This is a genomic window from Stenotrophomonas sp. YJH_SMC_29, assembly GCF_059371235.1.
On the sequence record NZ_JCAFUK010000003.1, the window covers coordinates 131,935 to 148,681 of the forward strand.

9 protein-coding genes are annotated in these 16,747 nt (G+C 69.1%); 1 reads left to right on the forward strand and 8 read right to left on the reverse strand.

The window, feature by feature from the left end:
- Positions 1-24 precede the first annotated feature (24 nt).
- From AC5P9I_RS05190 to AC5P9I_RS05205, 4 genes are all read right to left on the reverse strand, one after another.
- Complete coding sequence (locus AC5P9I_RS05190; RefSeq protein WP_235645174.1) at positions 25-2,643, reverse strand: glycoside hydrolase family 3 protein; 2,619 nt, start codon at positions 2,641-2,643, stop codon at positions 25-27.
- Between the two features lie 74 nt (positions 2,644-2,717).
- Positions 2,718-4,412 (reverse strand): glycoside hydrolase family 43 protein, encoded by a 1,695-nt coding sequence (locus AC5P9I_RS05195; RefSeq protein ID WP_130768189.1) that lies wholly within the window; start codon positions 4,410-4,412, stop codon positions 2,718-2,720.
- A 53-nt stretch (positions 4,413-4,465) separates the two neighbouring features.
- Entirely contained in the window at positions 4,466-6,454 is a 1,989-nt protein-coding gene (locus tag AC5P9I_RS05200) for a sialate O-acetylesterase (protein WP_187756607.1), read from the reverse strand.
- Complete coding sequence (locus AC5P9I_RS05205) at positions 6,451-8,625, reverse strand: alpha-glucuronidase family glycosyl hydrolase (protein ID WP_130768017.1); 2,175 nt, start codon at positions 8,623-8,625, stop codon at positions 6,451-6,453. Before AC5P9I_RS05205 ends, AC5P9I_RS05200 begins: the two co-directional genes overlap by 4 nt.
- 92 nt (positions 8,626-8,717) lie before the next feature.
- Between AC5P9I_RS05205 and AC5P9I_RS05210 the strand changes: the two genes are divergently transcribed.
- Positions 8,718-9,776 (forward strand): LacI family DNA-binding transcriptional regulator, encoded by a 1,059-nt coding sequence (locus AC5P9I_RS05210; RefSeq protein ID WP_187756609.1) that lies wholly within the window; start codon positions 8,718-8,720, stop codon positions 9,774-9,776.
- Positions 9,777-9,846: 70 nt separating this feature from the next.
- Here the strand turns inward: AC5P9I_RS05210 and AC5P9I_RS05215 are convergent, their stop codons facing one another.
- Genes AC5P9I_RS05215 through xylB form a run of 4 tightly spaced genes read right to left on the reverse strand, consistent with a single transcriptional unit; the run spans position 9,847 to position 16,735 of the window.
- Positions 9,847-12,408, reverse strand: a complete 2,562-nt coding sequence (locus AC5P9I_RS05215; RefSeq protein ID WP_187756610.1) for a glycoside hydrolase family 3 protein — start codon at positions 12,406-12,408, stop codon at positions 9,847-9,849.
- Positions 12,405-13,814, reverse strand: a complete 1,410-nt coding sequence (locus AC5P9I_RS05220; RefSeq protein WP_049467277.1) for a sugar porter family MFS transporter — start codon at positions 13,812-13,814, stop codon at positions 12,405-12,407. Before AC5P9I_RS05220 ends, AC5P9I_RS05215 begins: the two co-directional genes overlap by 4 nt.
- 49 nt (positions 13,815-13,863) lie before the next feature.
- Positions 13,864-15,198, reverse strand: coding sequence for a xylose isomerase (xylA, locus tag AC5P9I_RS05225; protein ID WP_130768014.1), 1,335 nt, complete (start codon positions 15,196-15,198; stop codon positions 13,864-13,866).
- 43 nt (positions 15,199-15,241) lie between these two features.
- Positions 15,242-16,735: a xylulokinase gene (xylB, locus tag AC5P9I_RS05230; protein ID WP_187756611.1), complete on the reverse strand. Its 1,494-nt coding sequence runs from the start codon at positions 16,733-16,735 to the stop codon at positions 15,242-15,244.
- Positions 16,736-16,747 lie beyond the last annotated feature (12 nt).

Genomic DNA, 16,747 nt, shown 5'->3' on the forward strand with positions numbered 1-16,747 from the left:
GATGGGAGTGGCCGGCGGTGACGATCAGTCATGCGTGGGCACCACCGTGAACCTGCCCTGCGCACGCACATCCGCACTGGACGCCCCGACCCTGACCTCGTAGGCACCCGGCCGCACCACGTACGCGGCGCGGGCGTCGTCATAGTGGCGCAGCGCCTGCGGCGCCTCCAGGGTGAATGCCACCGTGCGGCGTTCGCCCGGAGCCAGGTGGACACGCTGGAAGCCGCGCAGCTCCTGCACGGCGTCGCCCGTGCTGCCGCGCTCGCGACGTACATACAGCTGCACCACCTCGTCACCGGCGCGGCTGCCGGCGTTCGCCACGTCCACCTGCACGCGCAGGTGGCCGTCGGCGCGGATCGCATCCGCATCCAGGCGGAGGCCTCCGTACTCGAACCGCGTGTACGACAGCCCGTGGCCGAACGGATACAGCGGGGTACCGCGGAAGTAGCGGTAGGTGCGGCCCTCCATGGCGTAGTCGTCGAACGCCGACATCACTTCGCCGGCCTTGTAGAAGGTGACCGGCAAGCGACCCGCCGGATTGATGTCGCCGAACAGCGCCTGGCCGACGGCAGTGCCGCCGCGCTGGCCCGGGTACCAGCTCATCAGGATCGCCGGCAGGTGTGCCTGCGCCCAGTCCACGGCGATGGCCGAACCGCCGGTGAGCACCATCACCACCGGCTTGCCGGTGCCGTGCAGGGCCTCCAGCAGGGTGCGCTGGGGCGCAGGCAGCCGCAGATCGGTGCGGTCACCGCCGGCAAAGCCGGGATAGTTGACGGTCATCTCCTCGCCTTCGACATCGCCGGTAAGGCCACCGACGAACACCACCACGTCGGCATCGCGTGCGGCATCGAGCGCTTCATCGAACGGCGCCTTGGCGCCGGGCATGCGCCAGCCCAGGCGCACGCCGGCATCGCGCTGGTCGTCGTAGTACTCCAGCTTCAGCTCATAGGCCCGCCCCGCCTGCAGGTCGAGTTCAATGCCCTCGGCATGCAGCCGGTCACTGTTTACCCAGTGATCGATCACGCGCTTGCCGTCCAGATACAGCCGGTAGCCATCGTCGCCGGCCACCTCCAGACGATAGCGGCCGGACACCGGCGGCAGCAGCTGGCCGCTCCAGCGGATGCTGAAGCGGTCGTTCGGGATCCCCTGCCCCGGTGCCGCTTCGCCGCGCGCCAGCAGGTTGTCGGTCGGCGAGCCGCGGTCCCAACGGAAGCCGATCTGCGCGTCGGTACGCACCAGGGCCGGAGTGCCGGACAGGTCTGGCGTGCGGAAGTACTCGCCGCGCAGGCCACGCTCGGGCGAGTCCGCCGATGGCCGCAGGAAGGTTGGCTCGATCAGCGGCGTGGCACCGGGATCGTCGCGCCCTTCCACCAGGTCCACGCCGCGGGCATAGCGCACCTCGACGCCCTTGGCCGCCTCGCGTATGCCCTGCAGGATCGTGACCGGCGCCGCCGGTGTGCCGAAGTAGTTGCCGAGCAGTGCCATGGTGTCGTCGGCGGTGGGTCCGACCACGGCAATGCGCTTGAGGTCGCGCGACAGCGGGAGGATGCCGTCGTTCTTCAGCAGCACCAGCGACGCCTGCGCGGCCTTGAGAGCCAGCGCATCATGGGCCGGGGCCTGGTTCACCGACGCCGGAATGCGCGCCCAGCGCACCCGCTCCGGCGGATCGAACATGCCCAAGCGCATCCGTGCGGTGAACAGGCGTGTCACCGCATCGTCGATCTCCGCTTCGCTGATCAGCCCCTGGCGCACTGCGGCAGGCAGCGTGGCGTACTCCTGGCCACATTCCAGCTCGGTGCCGTTCCTGACCGCCAGCGCCGCGGCGGCTTCGCGCGTGGCGACGATATGGTGGTGCTTCCAGATGTCGACGATGGCCCAGCAGTCCGAGACCACGTAGCCCTTGAAGCCCCAGTCGCGCCGCAGCACATCACGCAGCAGGAAGCGGCTGGCGCTGGCGGACTCGCCGTACACGCGGTTGTAGGCGCCCATGACCGCATCCACATCGCCTTCCTTGACCAGCGCTTCGAACGCCGGCAGGTAGGTGTCGTAGAGGTCACGACGGCTCGGGCGTGCGTCGAAGTGATGGCGGTCGGCTTCCGGGCCGCTGTGCACCGCCAGATGCTTGGCGGTGGCGTCCAGCTTGCGGTAGACCGGATCGTCGCCCTGCAGGCCGCGCACGAAGGCCACGCCCATGCGGGCGGTGAGGTAGGGATCCTCGCCATAGGTTTCCTGTCCACGACCCCAGCGCGGGTCGCGGAAGATGTTGACGTTCGGCGACCAGAAGGTCAGCCCCTGGTAACGCCCGTGCGCGCCTTCGCGGAGGAACTGGTGGTGCTTCGCGCGGGCCTCGTCGCTGATGGTCGTGGCCACCTGCCTCATCAACGGCACGTCGAAGGTCGCGGCCAGGCCGATTGCCTGCGGAAACACCGTGGCCTGCCCTGCCCGTGCCACGCCGTGCAGTCCCTCGTTCCACCAGTCGTAGGCGGGCACTCCCAGGCGTTCGATCGCCGGCGCAGCGTTCTGCATCTGCGCGGCCTTCTCTTCCAGCGTCATCTGCGCGACGAGTGCGGCGGCCCGTTGCTCGAAGCTGGCCGAAGGATCCAGCCAGGGCTGCGGCGATGCCGCCGACGCGACGGTCGCCATGCATGCCAGGACGGCCAGGACCGGCAGGCCGTGCAACCTGCAGCGACGGGCGGCGATGGACAGTGACGGCAACTTCATTTGCTCCTCCCGGTGCGCTCATCGCGCGCAAAGGGACCCAGCAGTGCGCCTACGAAGCCGCCTGCCCGGTCCGTACTCAGAACGGTGCCATCCACCTTGCCTGCGAGCAGCTGCCAGCCCTGCCCGTCGCCGGTGTCGAACGAGAACGTGTAGTCACCCTCGTTGCCGGCAATCTTCAGCCGCAACGCCTCCGGTGCCCGCACTTCGCGGGTGGCCAGTGTGCGCGTACTGCCACCGCCGTCACGGACTTCCAGGAACAGCGCAAGCCGCTCGTCCGGCAGGCTGCGAACGCCCAGGAAATACCAGTACGCCTCGCTCTGGAACGCGGCCAGGCCGGCCGCCACGCCAGGCCCGGGGCGGCTCATCGCGGTGCTCGCCTCGAACTGCAGGTGCTGCTGGCGTCGGCCAAGGAACGCCGGATTGCGCAGCGTGTCCAGGTCCTCGGCAAGCGGGTGCACGGCCAGCATTCCCGGACGCGTGGCCAGGTCGGCCCAGGCATGCTTGGGCACCCGCACGCGCAGCCACTGCCGATCAAGCGTCGGGCCATCAAAGTTGTCGCGCTCGACGAAGTTGCCGGTCGAGGGAGCCTGGGATGCCTCGCCCTGCATCCACGACGGCGCCTTGACCACGTAGGGGATGGCCTCGTCGGTCGGCAGGATCCGTGGCCAGCCGTCCTGCCAGCGCACCGGCAGCAGATAGGTCTCGCGCCCGGTGTTGTAGTGGCGCTTCTGATAGTTGCGGCTGGCCAGGAACACCGCCCACCACGAACCATCCGGGCCTTCGACCAGGTCGGCATGGCCGGCATTGGTGATCGGCAGCGGTCGGTCGTCGGGCAGCTCGCGCTGGGTCAGGATCGGATTGCCCGCGTAGGGGACATACGGGCCCCACACGGTGCGGCTGCGCAGCACCACCTGCGAGTGCTGCGGCCCGGTGCCGCCTTCGGCGTCGGACAGGTAATACCAGCCCTGGCGCTTGTAGATGTGGGGGCCTTCGATCCAGATCGGGTTCTTCGCCGGCTCCACGCCCGCGTCGACCAGCACCCGTCGCGGCCCCACCGGCTGGAAGGCGGCCAGATCGATCTGCTGCATCCAGATCGCGCGGTGGCCGTCATAGCGGGGTGTGCCGGGCGGCGCGTCGTTGTTGATCAGGTACACCTTGCCGTCGTCATCGAAGAACAGTGATGGATCGATGCCGTCGATGCCGGGCAGCCAGTGCGGGTCCGACCATGGCCCGGCCGGGTCGCGCGCGGTGGCAATGAAGTTGCCGCCACTGTCGGTGGCCGTGGTCACCACGTAGAAGACCCCATCGTGGTACTCGATGGTGGGGGCGAAGATGCCGCGGGAGACGCTCAACCCGTCGAAGTCCAGCTGCGTCGGCCGCTCGATCACATTGCCGATCTGCTTCCAGTGCACCAGGTCGGCACTCTCGAACACCGGAATGCCCGGGAAGTACGTGAAGCTGGAATTGACCAGGTAGAACCGGCCGTTCGCGCTCACGATGCTGGGATCGGCATGGAAGCCGGCCAGCACTGGATTGCGGTAGTGGCCGGCCGGCAGCGGCGTGTCGAACGCCGCGTCGTGGCCGCGATATTCGAACCAGTCGAAGTACACCGGCGGTGCGTCCGCCGGCGCGCTGGCCGGGCTGGTTGCGGCCGACAGCAGGAGTGCCGCCGCCAGCAGGGGGCGCACCAGTGACCTCAGGCCGGCCCTGTCGCGGGCCGGAGGGGACTGCTTGGACAACGTCATCATCGTCGCGTCTCGGCTTCGGCAATGGGAAGTTCAAAGGGGCCTGCCGGCGCCCCGCTGCGATCGCGCAGCGTGCACACCGGGCCATCGGCCCAGCAGTAGCGGACATGCGTTGCACGCCTCGACAGCGGGCCGCGCAGCAGCACCCGGTGCCCCTCCAGTGCAGCGTCGCCGTACTCGCAGTGGCGGGTATCGCGCTCCGACCCGCAGAATTCAAAGCCGATCGGACCCACCGCGCCGGTCGCGGTGAGTGCGCCGTCGACGTCCTCGAACGCAATGGCCACGCCCGCGGGCGTCCGCACCGCGGTGACCGCTCGCGGACCTGAAGGGGCCACGTCCTGCTCGCCATATACGACGTGGCGCGCCACGCGCGCGAGGCGGCGCCCGAGCTCCTGCTTGTTCGGTGGATGGATGTCGTAGGCATCGCCGATGTCGATGGCGATGGCGAGCCCGCTCTGCGCATCTTCGGCCGCAACCCGCCGCTGCGCCTCGCGCACCTGCGCCCAGCCGCTGTCGGCCGGCGCAACCGGTGGCTGGCCATAACCGGCCAGCTGCACCAGCAACAGGGGCAGGCGTGCGCCGAACTGCCGCCGCCAGTCGTCGCGCAGCGCACGCAGGCGCAGCGCATACGTCGCGCCCTCGCCGGTGTTCGATTCTCCTTGATACCAGAGCATGCCGCGCAGCCCGACGCCGCCGAGCGGCGCGATCATCCCGTTGTACAGCGTCGACAGCCCGGTGGCGGCCTGCCAGGGGGCAAATGGCGGCGCCTGTTGGCCCGGCGCCACCCGGTACTTCCACGGCGCCTGCAGTACCACCCGCTCACCGTTGTCGAGCCGCAGGCCGTGTGCCGTCGCGGGGCCCGCCAGGCCACCTTCGCCGTAGGTGTCGAGCACGTTGACCGCAACGCTGTTCAAGCCTGTCTTCAACAGGCCGCGGGGCAACGGGTAGCGCCTCTCGCCGGCGCCGTACTGGCTGCCCACGGCAACGCCGTTCACCCAGGTCACGTCCGCCTCGTCGGCCGATCCCAGCTCCAGGGTCGCGCCGCGTGCAGCCTGTCCAGCGCTCAGCATCACCTGCGTTCGATACCAGACCATGCCGTTGTAGTCGGCAAGCGCGGGCACGTTCCACCGCTCCCACGCCCCCAACGCCGCCGGTGCGCGCGACCATCCGCGGTCATCGGTGTCCGCGCGCCAGGGCGCGTCGCCGGGCAGCGCGCCCTCACGCGTGGCCCACCAGTGCTGCCAGTAGCGGCCCCAGGCTGCGCGTGCCGCCAGCGGATCACGCGCGGACCGCGCGAGGATATCAAGGGACTCGTCCATGCCGCCCTGCCCTCGAAGTGCATCGGCACGGGTCCAGGCCTCGATCCGCGAGCCGCCCCACGCCGCCTGGATCAGCCCCATCGGCACGTCGACCGTGCGCTGCAGCTCGCGGGCGAAGTAGAAGCAGGCTGCCGAGAAGTCGCGGATCGCATCGGGCGTTGCCGGCGACCATGCGACACGACCATTGAAATGCGCCTGTGCCTGCACGGCCGCGGCGTGCGGCACAGTGAACAGCCGGATGCGTGGGATCGTGGCCGCGGCGATCTCGCTGGCTGCGTTGAGCGAGCGCCACACCGGAAGTTCCATGTTCGACTGGCCCGCGCACAACCAGACGTCGCCGACCAGCACATCGCGCACTGACTCACGCCGGGGCCCGGCGGCGGCCTCCAGGGTGTATGGCCCGCCTGCGCCGGTGGCAGGCAGCGTCGCCTGCCAGCGGCCCGTGGCGTCGGCGTGGGTGGTCACCGCCTGGCCGGCGAAGGTCACCGACACCACCTCCCCGGCCCGGGCCTGGCCCCAGACGGCGATCGGCTGGTCACGCTGCAGGACCGCGTGGTCCTGGAACAGCGGGTCCAGCAACCCTGCCGTTTCAGCGGCCGCGGCCGGCACGGCAGGCCACGCCAGCACCATCATCGCCGCCGCACGCGCGGCCCATCCGATCCGGCTCATCGCCCATCCCCGGGTGCGAAAGGAAACTGCAACGCCTGGTAGTACGCCAACGGATGCGGCGGTGGCCGTTCGCCGGCTGGCAGCGGCCGTCCGCTGAGTGACTGGAAGTACGCCACGCTGGCATCACGCCACCATTGCGCTTCGTCGCGCTGGATCTGCAGGAACGCAGCAACGTGCCGATGCCGCTGCGGATCGATCCGGTCGCGCAGGCCTGCCCAGGTCGCCTGCATCGACTGCACCTGGCGCACGCCGCGCGAATAGCGCCCGACCAGTTCGTCCCAGAGCGTCCTGCCCGAGCGCATGCGGTGATCCCACGGCACATGATGGAACCACATCAGCAGCGGCTCGGGCACCCGCGCCGGGTCGCCATAGACCTCGGCCACCTGCGGCGCATACTGGCCCACCGCGTTGCTTCCGCGGGCGCTGCGGTCGAAACCAATGCCGTCGCGGCCTGCGCGGTGGTAGTACACCGACGTCCAGTCCGCGCGCGGGCCCCCGTCCACCCAGGGGCCAGGGCCGTAGTGATGGCCGCGCGCCATCAGGTGATGCAGGCCCAGCGGCGTCATGTAATCCACCGCCGCCTCGCGCGAGTCCATCATCATCCGCACGATCGGGCCGGTCACCTGCGGGTCGGGCGAGAAGGTCAGCGCGGCCCAGTCCTCGGCGATGCCGCGCGCGGACTGCCGTGGATCCCAGGCCAGTCGCCCGAACGCATACCAGTTGGCCTGGTCGAAATGCGAGCCGCTCCAGGTGCGGTCCACGCCGATGTTGGCGACGCCGGCGATGCCGGTCAGCGCATGCCCCTCCAGCGAGCCATCAACCACGCGGGCGACCGTGGAGCCTTCGCCGCGGGCATGGGTATCGGCCTGCAGCACTTCCTGGTAGAGCGTTCCCAGATACACCAGGTGTGTCGCGAAGCCCAGGTACTCCTTGGTGATCTGCAGTTCCAGCATCAGCGGCGTGCGTGGCATGGCGCCGAACAGCGGATGGAACGGCTCGCGCGGCTGGAAGTCGATGGGGCCGTTCTTCACCTGCAGGATCACGTTCGGGCGGAAGGCACCGTCGAGCCCGACGAATTCGCTGTAGGCCTGCTTGGCGCGATCATCGGGCACTTCGTGCGAGTACACGAAGGCCCGCCACATCACCACGCCGTTGTACGGCGCCAGTGCGTCGGCCAGCAGGTTGGCACCGTCGGCGTGGGAACGACCGTAGTCCTGCGGGCCGGGTTGCCCCTCCGAGTTTGCCTTGACCAGGAAGCCGCCGAAATCCGGAATGAGCGCATGGATCTCATCGACCTTGTCGCGCCACCAGCGCTGTACACCTGGATCGAATGGATCGGCGGTCGCCAGCCCGCCCAACTCGATGGGCGCACTGAAACGCGCGCTCAGGTACACCCGGATGCCGTAGGGACGGAACAGGTCGGCCAACGCGGCCGCCTTGGCCAGATAGGCCGGCGACAGGCTGAGGGCGCTGGCATTGACGTTGTTCAGGACGGTGCCGTTGATGCCGAGCGAGGCGTTGGCCCGCGCGTAATCGGTGTAGCGCGGATCCTGCCAGTGCGGCAGGGTCTGCCAGTCCCACAGCGAGCTGCCCGCATAGCCGCGCTCGACGTAGCGATCCAGGTTGTCCCAATGGTCGAGCACACGCAGGGCGACCCGTGGCGACTCACGCACCTCCAGCCCCAGCAGCGACGTGCCACGCTGCAGCAGGCGCAGCAGATGGAACGTGCCATACAACACGCCGACGTCCCCGCGCGCCGCCACCAGCAGCACATCGCGTCCGTCGATCCGGACCCGCCGGATCAGGAACCCGTCGTCGCCCAGCGTGGCGATCTCCTTGCCAAACGCGGCGACCAGGGCCGAGGACTGCGGCGTACCCAGCACCAGCGCATGGCCGGCGCTGATCGCCGTCCGCATCGGCGGAGCCGATCCCAGCAAGCCTGGCAGGCTGCGCGCCAGCTCATCGCGGGTGGCACGCTGGACCGGCGTGCGGTCCGGCGCAACCACCTCCGACAGTTGCAGCCGGTACTCGGCGGCGACCGCCGGGGCAACCGGCACGTAACGCATCCACAACGCGTAGCCGTCCTCCGCGTGCACGCCGCCGGCGCACGCCAGCAGCGCCAGGAGGGCGCACAGCCGCTTGCCGACAGCGCGGAACAACGGCGTTAACATGCGCCTTTGTAGACTACGGCCGGGCCCGCGACGGTTCATCATCGTCCCGCGCACCGGCGCGGCAGCGCCACCAAGACCAAAGGGATCGTGCATTGGACAAGCCGAAGAAGTCGGTTCGCCGCAGAACCGCAGGCGTGACCATCGACGAGGTTGCGGCCCTTGCCGGCGTTTCGCCGATGACCGTGTCGCGGGTGATCAACCAGGGCAAGGTGCGTGATGTCACCCGCGAGCGCGTGCTGCGCGCCGTGCGCGAGCTGGGCTATACGCCCAATCTTGCCGCCAGTTCGCTGGCCGCCGCGCAGCACACGCGCATTGCCCTGATCTATACCAACCCCAGCGGCGCCTACCTGCGCGAGCTGCTGGTGGGGCTGCTGCGCGTCGCGTCCAGTTCCGCGCTCCAGCTGGTCATCGACTACTGGGACAACCTGGATGCCGAGTCCGAGCGCAAGGCGGCGCGTGCGCTTGCCGGGCGCGTCGACGGGGTGATCCTGCCGCCGCCCCTGTGCGAATCGCAGGCCGCGGTAAGCGAACTGGTCAAGGCAGGCATTCCGGTGGTGGCCATCGCATCGGGTCGCCTGAGCGACGCCCTGTCCTGTGTCCGCATCGACGATTTCAGCGCCGGCAGGGAAATGACCGAGCACCTGCTCCGCCAGGGGCACACCCGTATCGGCTTCATCCGCGGACGCACTGACCTGAGCGCGAGTGCGCTGCGCTACGACGGCTTCGTCACGGCGCTGCGCGAGGCGGGGCTGGCGGTGGAACCCGGCCTGGTCCAGCAAGGCGACTATACCTACCGGTCCGGCCTGGCCGCGGCTGAAAAACTGCTGTCCCAGCGCCGGCCGCCGACGGCGATCTTCGCCAGCAACGACGACATGGGCGCGGCCGCCATTTCGGTGGCGCATCGGCGCGGACTGGACGTCCCGCGCGACCTGTCGGTGGTCGGCTTCGATGACACCTCGGCCGCAACCACCGTGTGGCCGGAACTGACCACGATCCACCAGCCGATCGCCTTCATGGCCAACGCGGCGATCGACATCCTGCTGCGCACCATCCGCCGTCCCAGTGGCGACACGCCCGTGCTGCGCGACCACGTGGTGCCGCACCGGTTGATCGCACGTGATTCGGTCGCCGCGCCGCCCAAGCCCCGATAGCGCTCGCGCCTGGCTCACGCGCGCGGCCTCGCGGTGCATGTACCGGCAGCGATGGCTGCGGTGCGAATGATCATCGCGCATCGCAGCGCACCGTGACCTGCGCCTCGTTCAATGCCCCCAGGGCGACGCGGGACACCGAGAGCGTCATGGCGCCGGCCGTGGCCAGCGCCCAGGGCCGGTCGAGCGCATCCAGCTTCGCACCGGCCGCGGCCAGGCATTTCAGCGGAACACCCACCCGCGTCCACTGGCCCGCCGGCATGGCGGCCAAGGTGGCCGCGATGGCGATCCGCGCCGAACAGCCGGCACCACAGCCTACCGACAGCCATGCCTGGCCACGCGGCGCCGCATCAACGCGCAACGTGGTCAACAGCATCAGGTCACCGTTGGCCTCGCGCTGCAGGTCCAGTGGCGTGTGCGACTGCAGCGCGACGACAGCCTCGCCGTTGCCCGACCACGCCAGCCGCCGCCCGTCTTCCTGGGCCAGGTGATCCACGCCGGTGATCTTCAACCGGTCGTCGGGCAAGGCATCCGGCACGCGGGTCACGTTCAACCCCTGCCCTGCCGCATCCTCGATCCGCAGCGCCATGCCGGGGCCCGCGTCACCGCGCGCGAAGAACACGCCGGACGCGCCTTCGTTGCCGGTGAGGCCCGACGCCTCGGGCAGCACGGGCAGGTCGCCCTTGTCGGCATAGGTCAGGCCGAAGCCGAATGCGAACAACGGGTCGTAGTCCTTCTGGCCCACGTTGTTGGCGTACTGCGTGGCGGTATGCGGCCAGCTGAAACTGAGCCTGCCCTTGAAATCGTGCTGCACGCGGCCATCGGCCCCGCGCAGCAGCACATCGGCGATGCCGCCGCCTTCCGAGCCCGGCAGCCAGGCGGCCACGAAGGCATCGACGGCGTTGATTTCCCGGTTCACCCACAGCGGCCGCCCGCTCAGGAAGACCGCAACGACCGGGATGCCCTCGGCCTTGAGCCGCCTGAGCAGCGCCAGGTCCGTCTCGTCGCCCGGTTTGTAGGCCAAGGTGGGCCGGTCCCCCTGGAACTCGGCATAGGGGTCTTCGCCAAACACCACCACGGCCACGTCGGGCTTCACCGCGTAGCGGCCGTCAACGGCAAGCACGGCCTCACCGCCGGCCGCCGTGGCCTGCCGCGCGATGCCCTCGTAGATCGAGTCCGCGTTGGGAAAGTCCTTGCGGGTGGTACCGGTGCCCTGCCAGTTGAGCGTCCAGCCGCCGGCCTGCTTGCCGACATCGTCGGCGCCGTCGCCGGCCACCAGGATCCGCTGCTTCGGCGACAGCGGCAGCAGGCCGTTCTGGTTCTTCAGCAGCACCAGCGATTCGCGTACCGCCTGGCGGGCCACCGCGCGATGCTCGGGCGCGCCGATCAGTGCGAACTGGCCGCCAACGGCCCGCGACGACGGCCGGCCCGCTTCGAACAGGCCGAGCCGGAACTTGACGCGCAGGATGCGGCGCACCGCGTCATCCAGGCGCTGCGATGAAATCCGCCCGTCCTTCGCCGCTGCCAGCGTGGTCTCGTAGAAGCCCTTCCAGCTGTCCGACGCCATCGCCATGTCCAGGCCAGCGTTGATGGTGGCCGGGCAGTCCGTGGTGGTGCAGCCTTTGACCTGGCCATGGCCGTTCCAGTCACCGACCACGAAGCCACCGAACTGCATGCGCCCCTTGAGCACGTCGGTGAGGTAATGCCGGTGCCCGTGCATCTTTTCACCGTTGACGCTGTTGAAGGAGGCCATGGCCGTCTGCGCGCCGGCGGCGATCGCCGGGGGATATCCGGCCGCATGGATGCGCACCAGGTCGGGCTCGCTGATGCGCGTGTCACCCTGGTCCTTGCCGCCGGTGGTGCCACCATCGCCGAGGAAGTGCTTCACCGACGCGATCACATGACGGCCATCGAGAAACTCGGGCGTCCCTACCCTGCCCTGCAATCCCTCCACCATGGCCCCCGCGTAGCTGGCCACCACCTCGGGCGATTCCGAGTAGCCCTCGTAGGTGCGGCCCCAGCGATCATCCTGGGGTACCGCAACGGTCGGCGCGAACGTCCACTCCATGCCGGTGACGCGGGTCTCCAGGGCGGTGATGCCACCGATCTGCCGCAGCAGCTCCGGATTGCGCGTGGCACCCAGCCCGATGTTGTGCGGGAACAACGTGGCGCCAATGATGTTGCTCTGCCCATGCACGGCATCGATGCCGAACAGCACTGGAATGGCTTTGCCGCCGTTGGAGGTATCCATGGACGCGTCATAGAACGCATCGGCCAGCGCCAGCCATTCGGCCGGTGACGCGTCGTAGCGGCCACCCGGGTCGGAATTGCCACCGGCCAGGATCGAACCGAGGCGGTAGCGCCGCACGTCATCGGGAGTGAGGCTGGCGATGTCGCCCTGCACGAGCTGGCCGACCTTTTCCTCCACCGTCATGCCGGCCATCAGGTCGGTGATCCGCTTCTCCAGGGCAGGATCCTCGGCCAGTGGCCAGGTGACCTGCGGCCACGGGTCGCTGCCGGTTGCCGCAGTGGCGGCGGGCCGGTCCTGGCCGTGGCAGCCCAGCAATGCCAGCGCCAGCACGGCGACCAGGGCGCCGGTGCGGGATACGGAGGTCTGCAATGCCATGGTGCTCATCCTTCCATCTGCTCCAGTTCCTTGCCCTTGGTCTCGTGCACATGCCGGACCACGAAGATCACCGAAATGATCGCCGCCACCAGGTAGATGCCGTAGGTGGCCGCCAGCCCGGCCGCAGCCAGCAGCATCGGGAACGTCACCGTCACCACGAAGTTGGACGTCCATTGCGCCGCGCCGGCGACCGCCAGGGCCGAACCGCGGATCTGGTTCGGGAACATCTCGCCCAGCATCACCCACATCACCGGCCCCCAGGACAGGTTGAAGAACACGACGTAGGCATTGGCCGCCACCAGTGCCAGCGTGCCCATGCGACCGGGCAGCTGCAGGTGCCCGTCGGCCAGCGAACCGCTGGCAAAGGCCACCACCACCAGTGCCAGTGACAGCGACATCCCGGCCGAGCCGAACCACAGCAACGGCTTGCGGCCGATCCGGTCGATCAGCAGCACCGTGACCACGCAGGCACCGATGCTCAGCGCGCCGGACAGCACGTTGATCAGCAGTGCGTCGTTCTCGGAGAACCCGACCGCCTGCCACAGCACGGCGCCGTAATAGAACACCACGTTGATGCCGACCAGCTGCTGGAAGCAGGCCAGGCCGACGCCGACCCACACGATCGGGCGGATCCGCCCGGTCGCCCTGCTCTTCAGGTCGGACAGGCGCGGGCGATGGTGGTCGTTGGACAGCGAGGCATCGATCTCTTCGAGCGTGGCGCGGGCCTTGTCACTGCCGAGCAGCCGGGTGAGCACGCGCAGCGCGTCGTCCTTGCGCCGCTTCACCACCAGGTAGCGCGGGCTCTCAGGAATGGTCAGCAACAGCAGCAGGAACACCAGCGACGGCGCGGCCTGCATCCAGAACATCCAGCGCCAGGCGGCCTGCCCGGCCCACAGCGGCTCGGTCGACGCGCCCGCTGCGGCCGCCAGCAGGTAGTTGGACAGGAAGGCAGCGGTGAGCCCGGTGATGATGGCGATCTGCTGCACCGTGGCCAGGCGGCCGCGATAGCGGGCCGGAGCGACCTCGGCAATGTAGGCCGGCGAGATCACGCTCGCCGCGCCGACCGCGAATCCGCCCACCACACGCGCCGCAATGAACCAGCCCGACGAGACCGCCGCCCCGGCACCGAGTGCCGACAGCAGGAACATCACCGCCGACAGGATCAGCACGTTGCGACGGCCGAGGCGGTCGGCCAGGCGGCCGGCACTGAACGCGCCCACCGCACAGCCCAGCAGCATCGACGCGATCTCGAACCCCTGCATCCATTCGCCGGACCGGAACGCCTGGTGCAGGCCATCCTGGGTGCCATTGATCACACCGCTGTCGAAGCCGAACAGAAAACCGCCAATCGTCGCTACCACGCTGATCAGTACGATCAGCCGGGTGTTCTCCCCGCTGCCTGCTGCCTGGTTCATCCCCGTCCCCTTGAGTGCACCGTTGCCGCCGTTGGCCTGCCTGCCACGCTCAGCGCAGCAGGTACTGGTTGAGCAGGTTTTCGTAACGCTCCTGCTTGCCGCTGGCCTGGCGCGGTTCGCCGAGGCGGGCGGCCAGGCCCGCCAGGTCCGGCAGGCTGAGCGTGCCGCGCTCGAACTCCTGGCCGGCGCCGCTGTCAAAACTCGCGTAGCGCTCCTTGCGCCATTGCTCCCACGGCGACTCGGTCAGCAGTGCATGGGCGACCTCCAGCCCGCGTGCGAAGGCGTCCATGCCGCCGATATGGGCAATGAACAGATCCTCAAGGTCGGTCGACTCGCGGCGCACCTTGGCATCGAAGTTCAACCCGCCCTCCAGCCCACCCTGGCGCAGCACGACCAGCATCGCGCCCACGGTGTCGTACAGATCACTGGGGAACTGGTCGGTGTCCCAGCCGTTCTGCGCGTTGCCGCGGTTGGCATCAATGCTGCCGAGCAGGCCATGATCCGAGGCGACCTGCAGATCGTGCTCGAAGGTGTGCCCGGACAACGTGGCGTGGTTGGCCTCGATGTTGAGCTTGAAGTCCTTGTCCAGCCCATGCTCCTTCAGGAAGCCCACCACCGTGGCGCTGTCGAAGTCGTACTGGTGCTTCATCGGCTCCATCGGCTTGGGCTCGATGAGGAAGTTGCCCTTCAGGCCGATGCTGCGACCGTAGTCGCGGGCCATGGTGAGGAAACGCGCGAAGTGCTCGATCTCGCGCTTCATCTGGGTATTGGCGAGCGATGCATAGCCCTCGCGTCCGCCCCAGAACACGTAATGCTCGCCGCCCAGCTCGACCGTCGCTTCCAGTGCAGCCTTGACCTGCACCGCGGCGCGCGCGACCACGGCGAAATCGGGATTGGTCGATGCACCGTTCATGTAGCGCGGGTGCGAGAACAGGTTGGCCGTGCCCCACAGCAGCTTGACGCCGGTGGCGTCCTGGCGCGCCTTGGCCAGGCCCACCATGTGCATGAGGTTCTTCTGGTACTGGCCGATGTCATCGGCATCCGGCGCCAGGTCGATGTCGTGGAAGCACCAGTACGGCACGCCCAGCTTGGTGAAGAACTCGAACGCCGCGTCCACTTTCGCTTCGGCCGTGGCCAGCGGCGAGCCCGCCTCCCACGGGAACTGCCGGGTACCCGGGCCGAACGGGTCGTGCCCGGCATTGCAGAAGGTGTGCCAGTAGCACACGGCGAAGCGCAGGTGCTCCTGCATGGTCTTGCCGCCGATGACCCGGTGGGCATCGTAGACCTTGAAGGCAAGCGGATTGTCCGAGCCCTTGCCCTCGAACGGAATGCGGCCGATGCCGGGGAAGTATTCCTTGGCGCCGATGAAGAGCTGCGTGCTCATGGTGCGTGCTCCTGTCGTTGTACGGGGTGTCGTGGAGGAGCCATCAGCCGCGCTGCAGCGGCGTGATGGCATCAAGATGACTGAGGAAGCGTGCGTAGGCCCGTGCATAGGCATCGCTGCGATCCGGATCCGGGCGCGCGGACAGCGCGGGATCGACGGTGACGTGCCGTGCGGTGATGTCGCTGATCGAACTGGGGTTGCCCTGCGATCGGGCGAGCGCCCACAGCGCCTGCAGTGCCGCGCCAAACGCCGCGCCTTCGGACTGCACCGGGACCTCCACGGGCAGGCCGAACACATCGGCCACCAGTTGACGCCAGGCCGCGCTGTTGCTGCCGCCGCCGGTGAGCACGATGCGATCGAACTGCATGCCGGCGCGGACGAAGGCGTCGTAGCCGTACTTCAGGCTGTAGGTCGCGCCCTCCATGGCGGCGCGGTAGAGGTGCGCCGGGGTGAAATTGGCGGTGTCCAGGCCGGCCAGCACGCCCTTGCCGAGCGGCAGGTCCGGCGTGCGTTCGCCATTGAGGAAGGGCAGCATCACCAGCCCGCCTGCTCCCGGTGGCGTCGCGCGCAGGTGCGCATCGCCGTCGCGCGTGCTGAAGCCGAAGGCACGGGCGACCTGTTCGGTCGCCACGGTGCAGTTCATGGTGCAGATCAGCGGCAGCCATCCCCCCGTGGACGAGCAGAACGCGGCCCAGGCGCCGTCGGCATCGATCACCGGCGATCCGGAGTAGGCAAACAGCGTTCCAGACGTTCCCAGGCTCATCGCCAGGCGTCCTTCGGTGACGCAGCCCGTGCCGATCGCGGCCATCATGTTGTCGCCGCCGCCAACGGCAACCTTCACCGTCGCTGGCAGCCCCAGCGCGGCTGCCGCAGCAGGCGCGATATCGAACAGCGCATCGGGTGATGCGATGGGCGGCAGGCAGGCGGCCAGGTCGCGATCAGGATCGGTCGCGCGCAGCAACGCCTGCGACCACGTGCGTGTGCGCACGTCCAGCCAACCGGTTCCGGACGCATCGCCATGCTCGCAGAACCGCTGGCCGGTCAACACGAAATTGAGGTAGTCATGCGGCAGCAGGATGGTCGCCAGCCGTGCGTAGGCGTCGGCACGGTGGGTCCGGGTCCAGGGCAGCTTGGATGCGGTATAGCCGGCCAGGATCGGGTTGCCCGCGAGCGCGATGGTGCGGCGTACCCCACCCACGGCGTCCATGATCTGCGCGCATTCGGCCGAGGTGCTGGTGTCGCACCACAGCTTGGCCGGCGCCAGCACCTCGCCTGCCGCATCCACCGGCACGAACCCATGCTGCTGGCCGGAGACCGCCATCGCGACGATGCGTGCGCGCAGCGCGGGATCGATCCGGGCGAAACAATCATGGAGGGCCGCTACCCAATCGGCGGGCGCCTGCTCGCGGCTGCCGTCGGCCGCGCTGTCCAGCGTGAGCAGCGCGCTGGTGGCGGCGGCCACCGTTTGCGCCTGCGGGTCGTAGACCAGCACCTTCAGGCTCTGCGTCCCTGCATCGATCCCTGCAACCAGACCCATCGAAACCGCCTC

Coding starts and splice junctions, on each gene's coding strand:
- xylB (WP_187756611.1), bottom strand. CDS start 16,735: ATGGGTCTGGTTGCAGGGATCGATGCAGGGACGCAGAGCCTGAAGGTG.
- AC5P9I_RS05200 (WP_187756607.1), bottom strand. CDS start 6,454: ATGAGCCGGATCGGATGGGCCGCGCGTGCGGCGGCGATGATGGTGCTG.
- xylA (WP_130768014.1), bottom strand. CDS start 15,198: ATGAGCACGCAGCTCTTCATCGGCGCCAAGGAATACTTCCCCGGCATC.
- AC5P9I_RS05220 (WP_049467277.1), bottom strand. CDS start 13,814: ATGAACCAGGCAGCAGGCAGCGGGGAGAACACCCGGCTGATCGTACTG.
- AC5P9I_RS05215 (WP_187756610.1), bottom strand. CDS start 12,408: ATGAGCACCATGGCATTGCAGACCTCCGTATCCCGCACCGGCGCCCTG.
- AC5P9I_RS05190 (WP_235645174.1), bottom strand. CDS start 2,643: ATGGCGACCGTCGCGTCGGCGGCATCGCCGCAGCCCTGGCTGGATCCT.
- AC5P9I_RS05205 (WP_130768017.1), bottom strand. CDS start 8,625: ATGTTAACGCCGTTGTTCCGCGCTGTCGGCAAGCGGCTGTGCGCCCTC.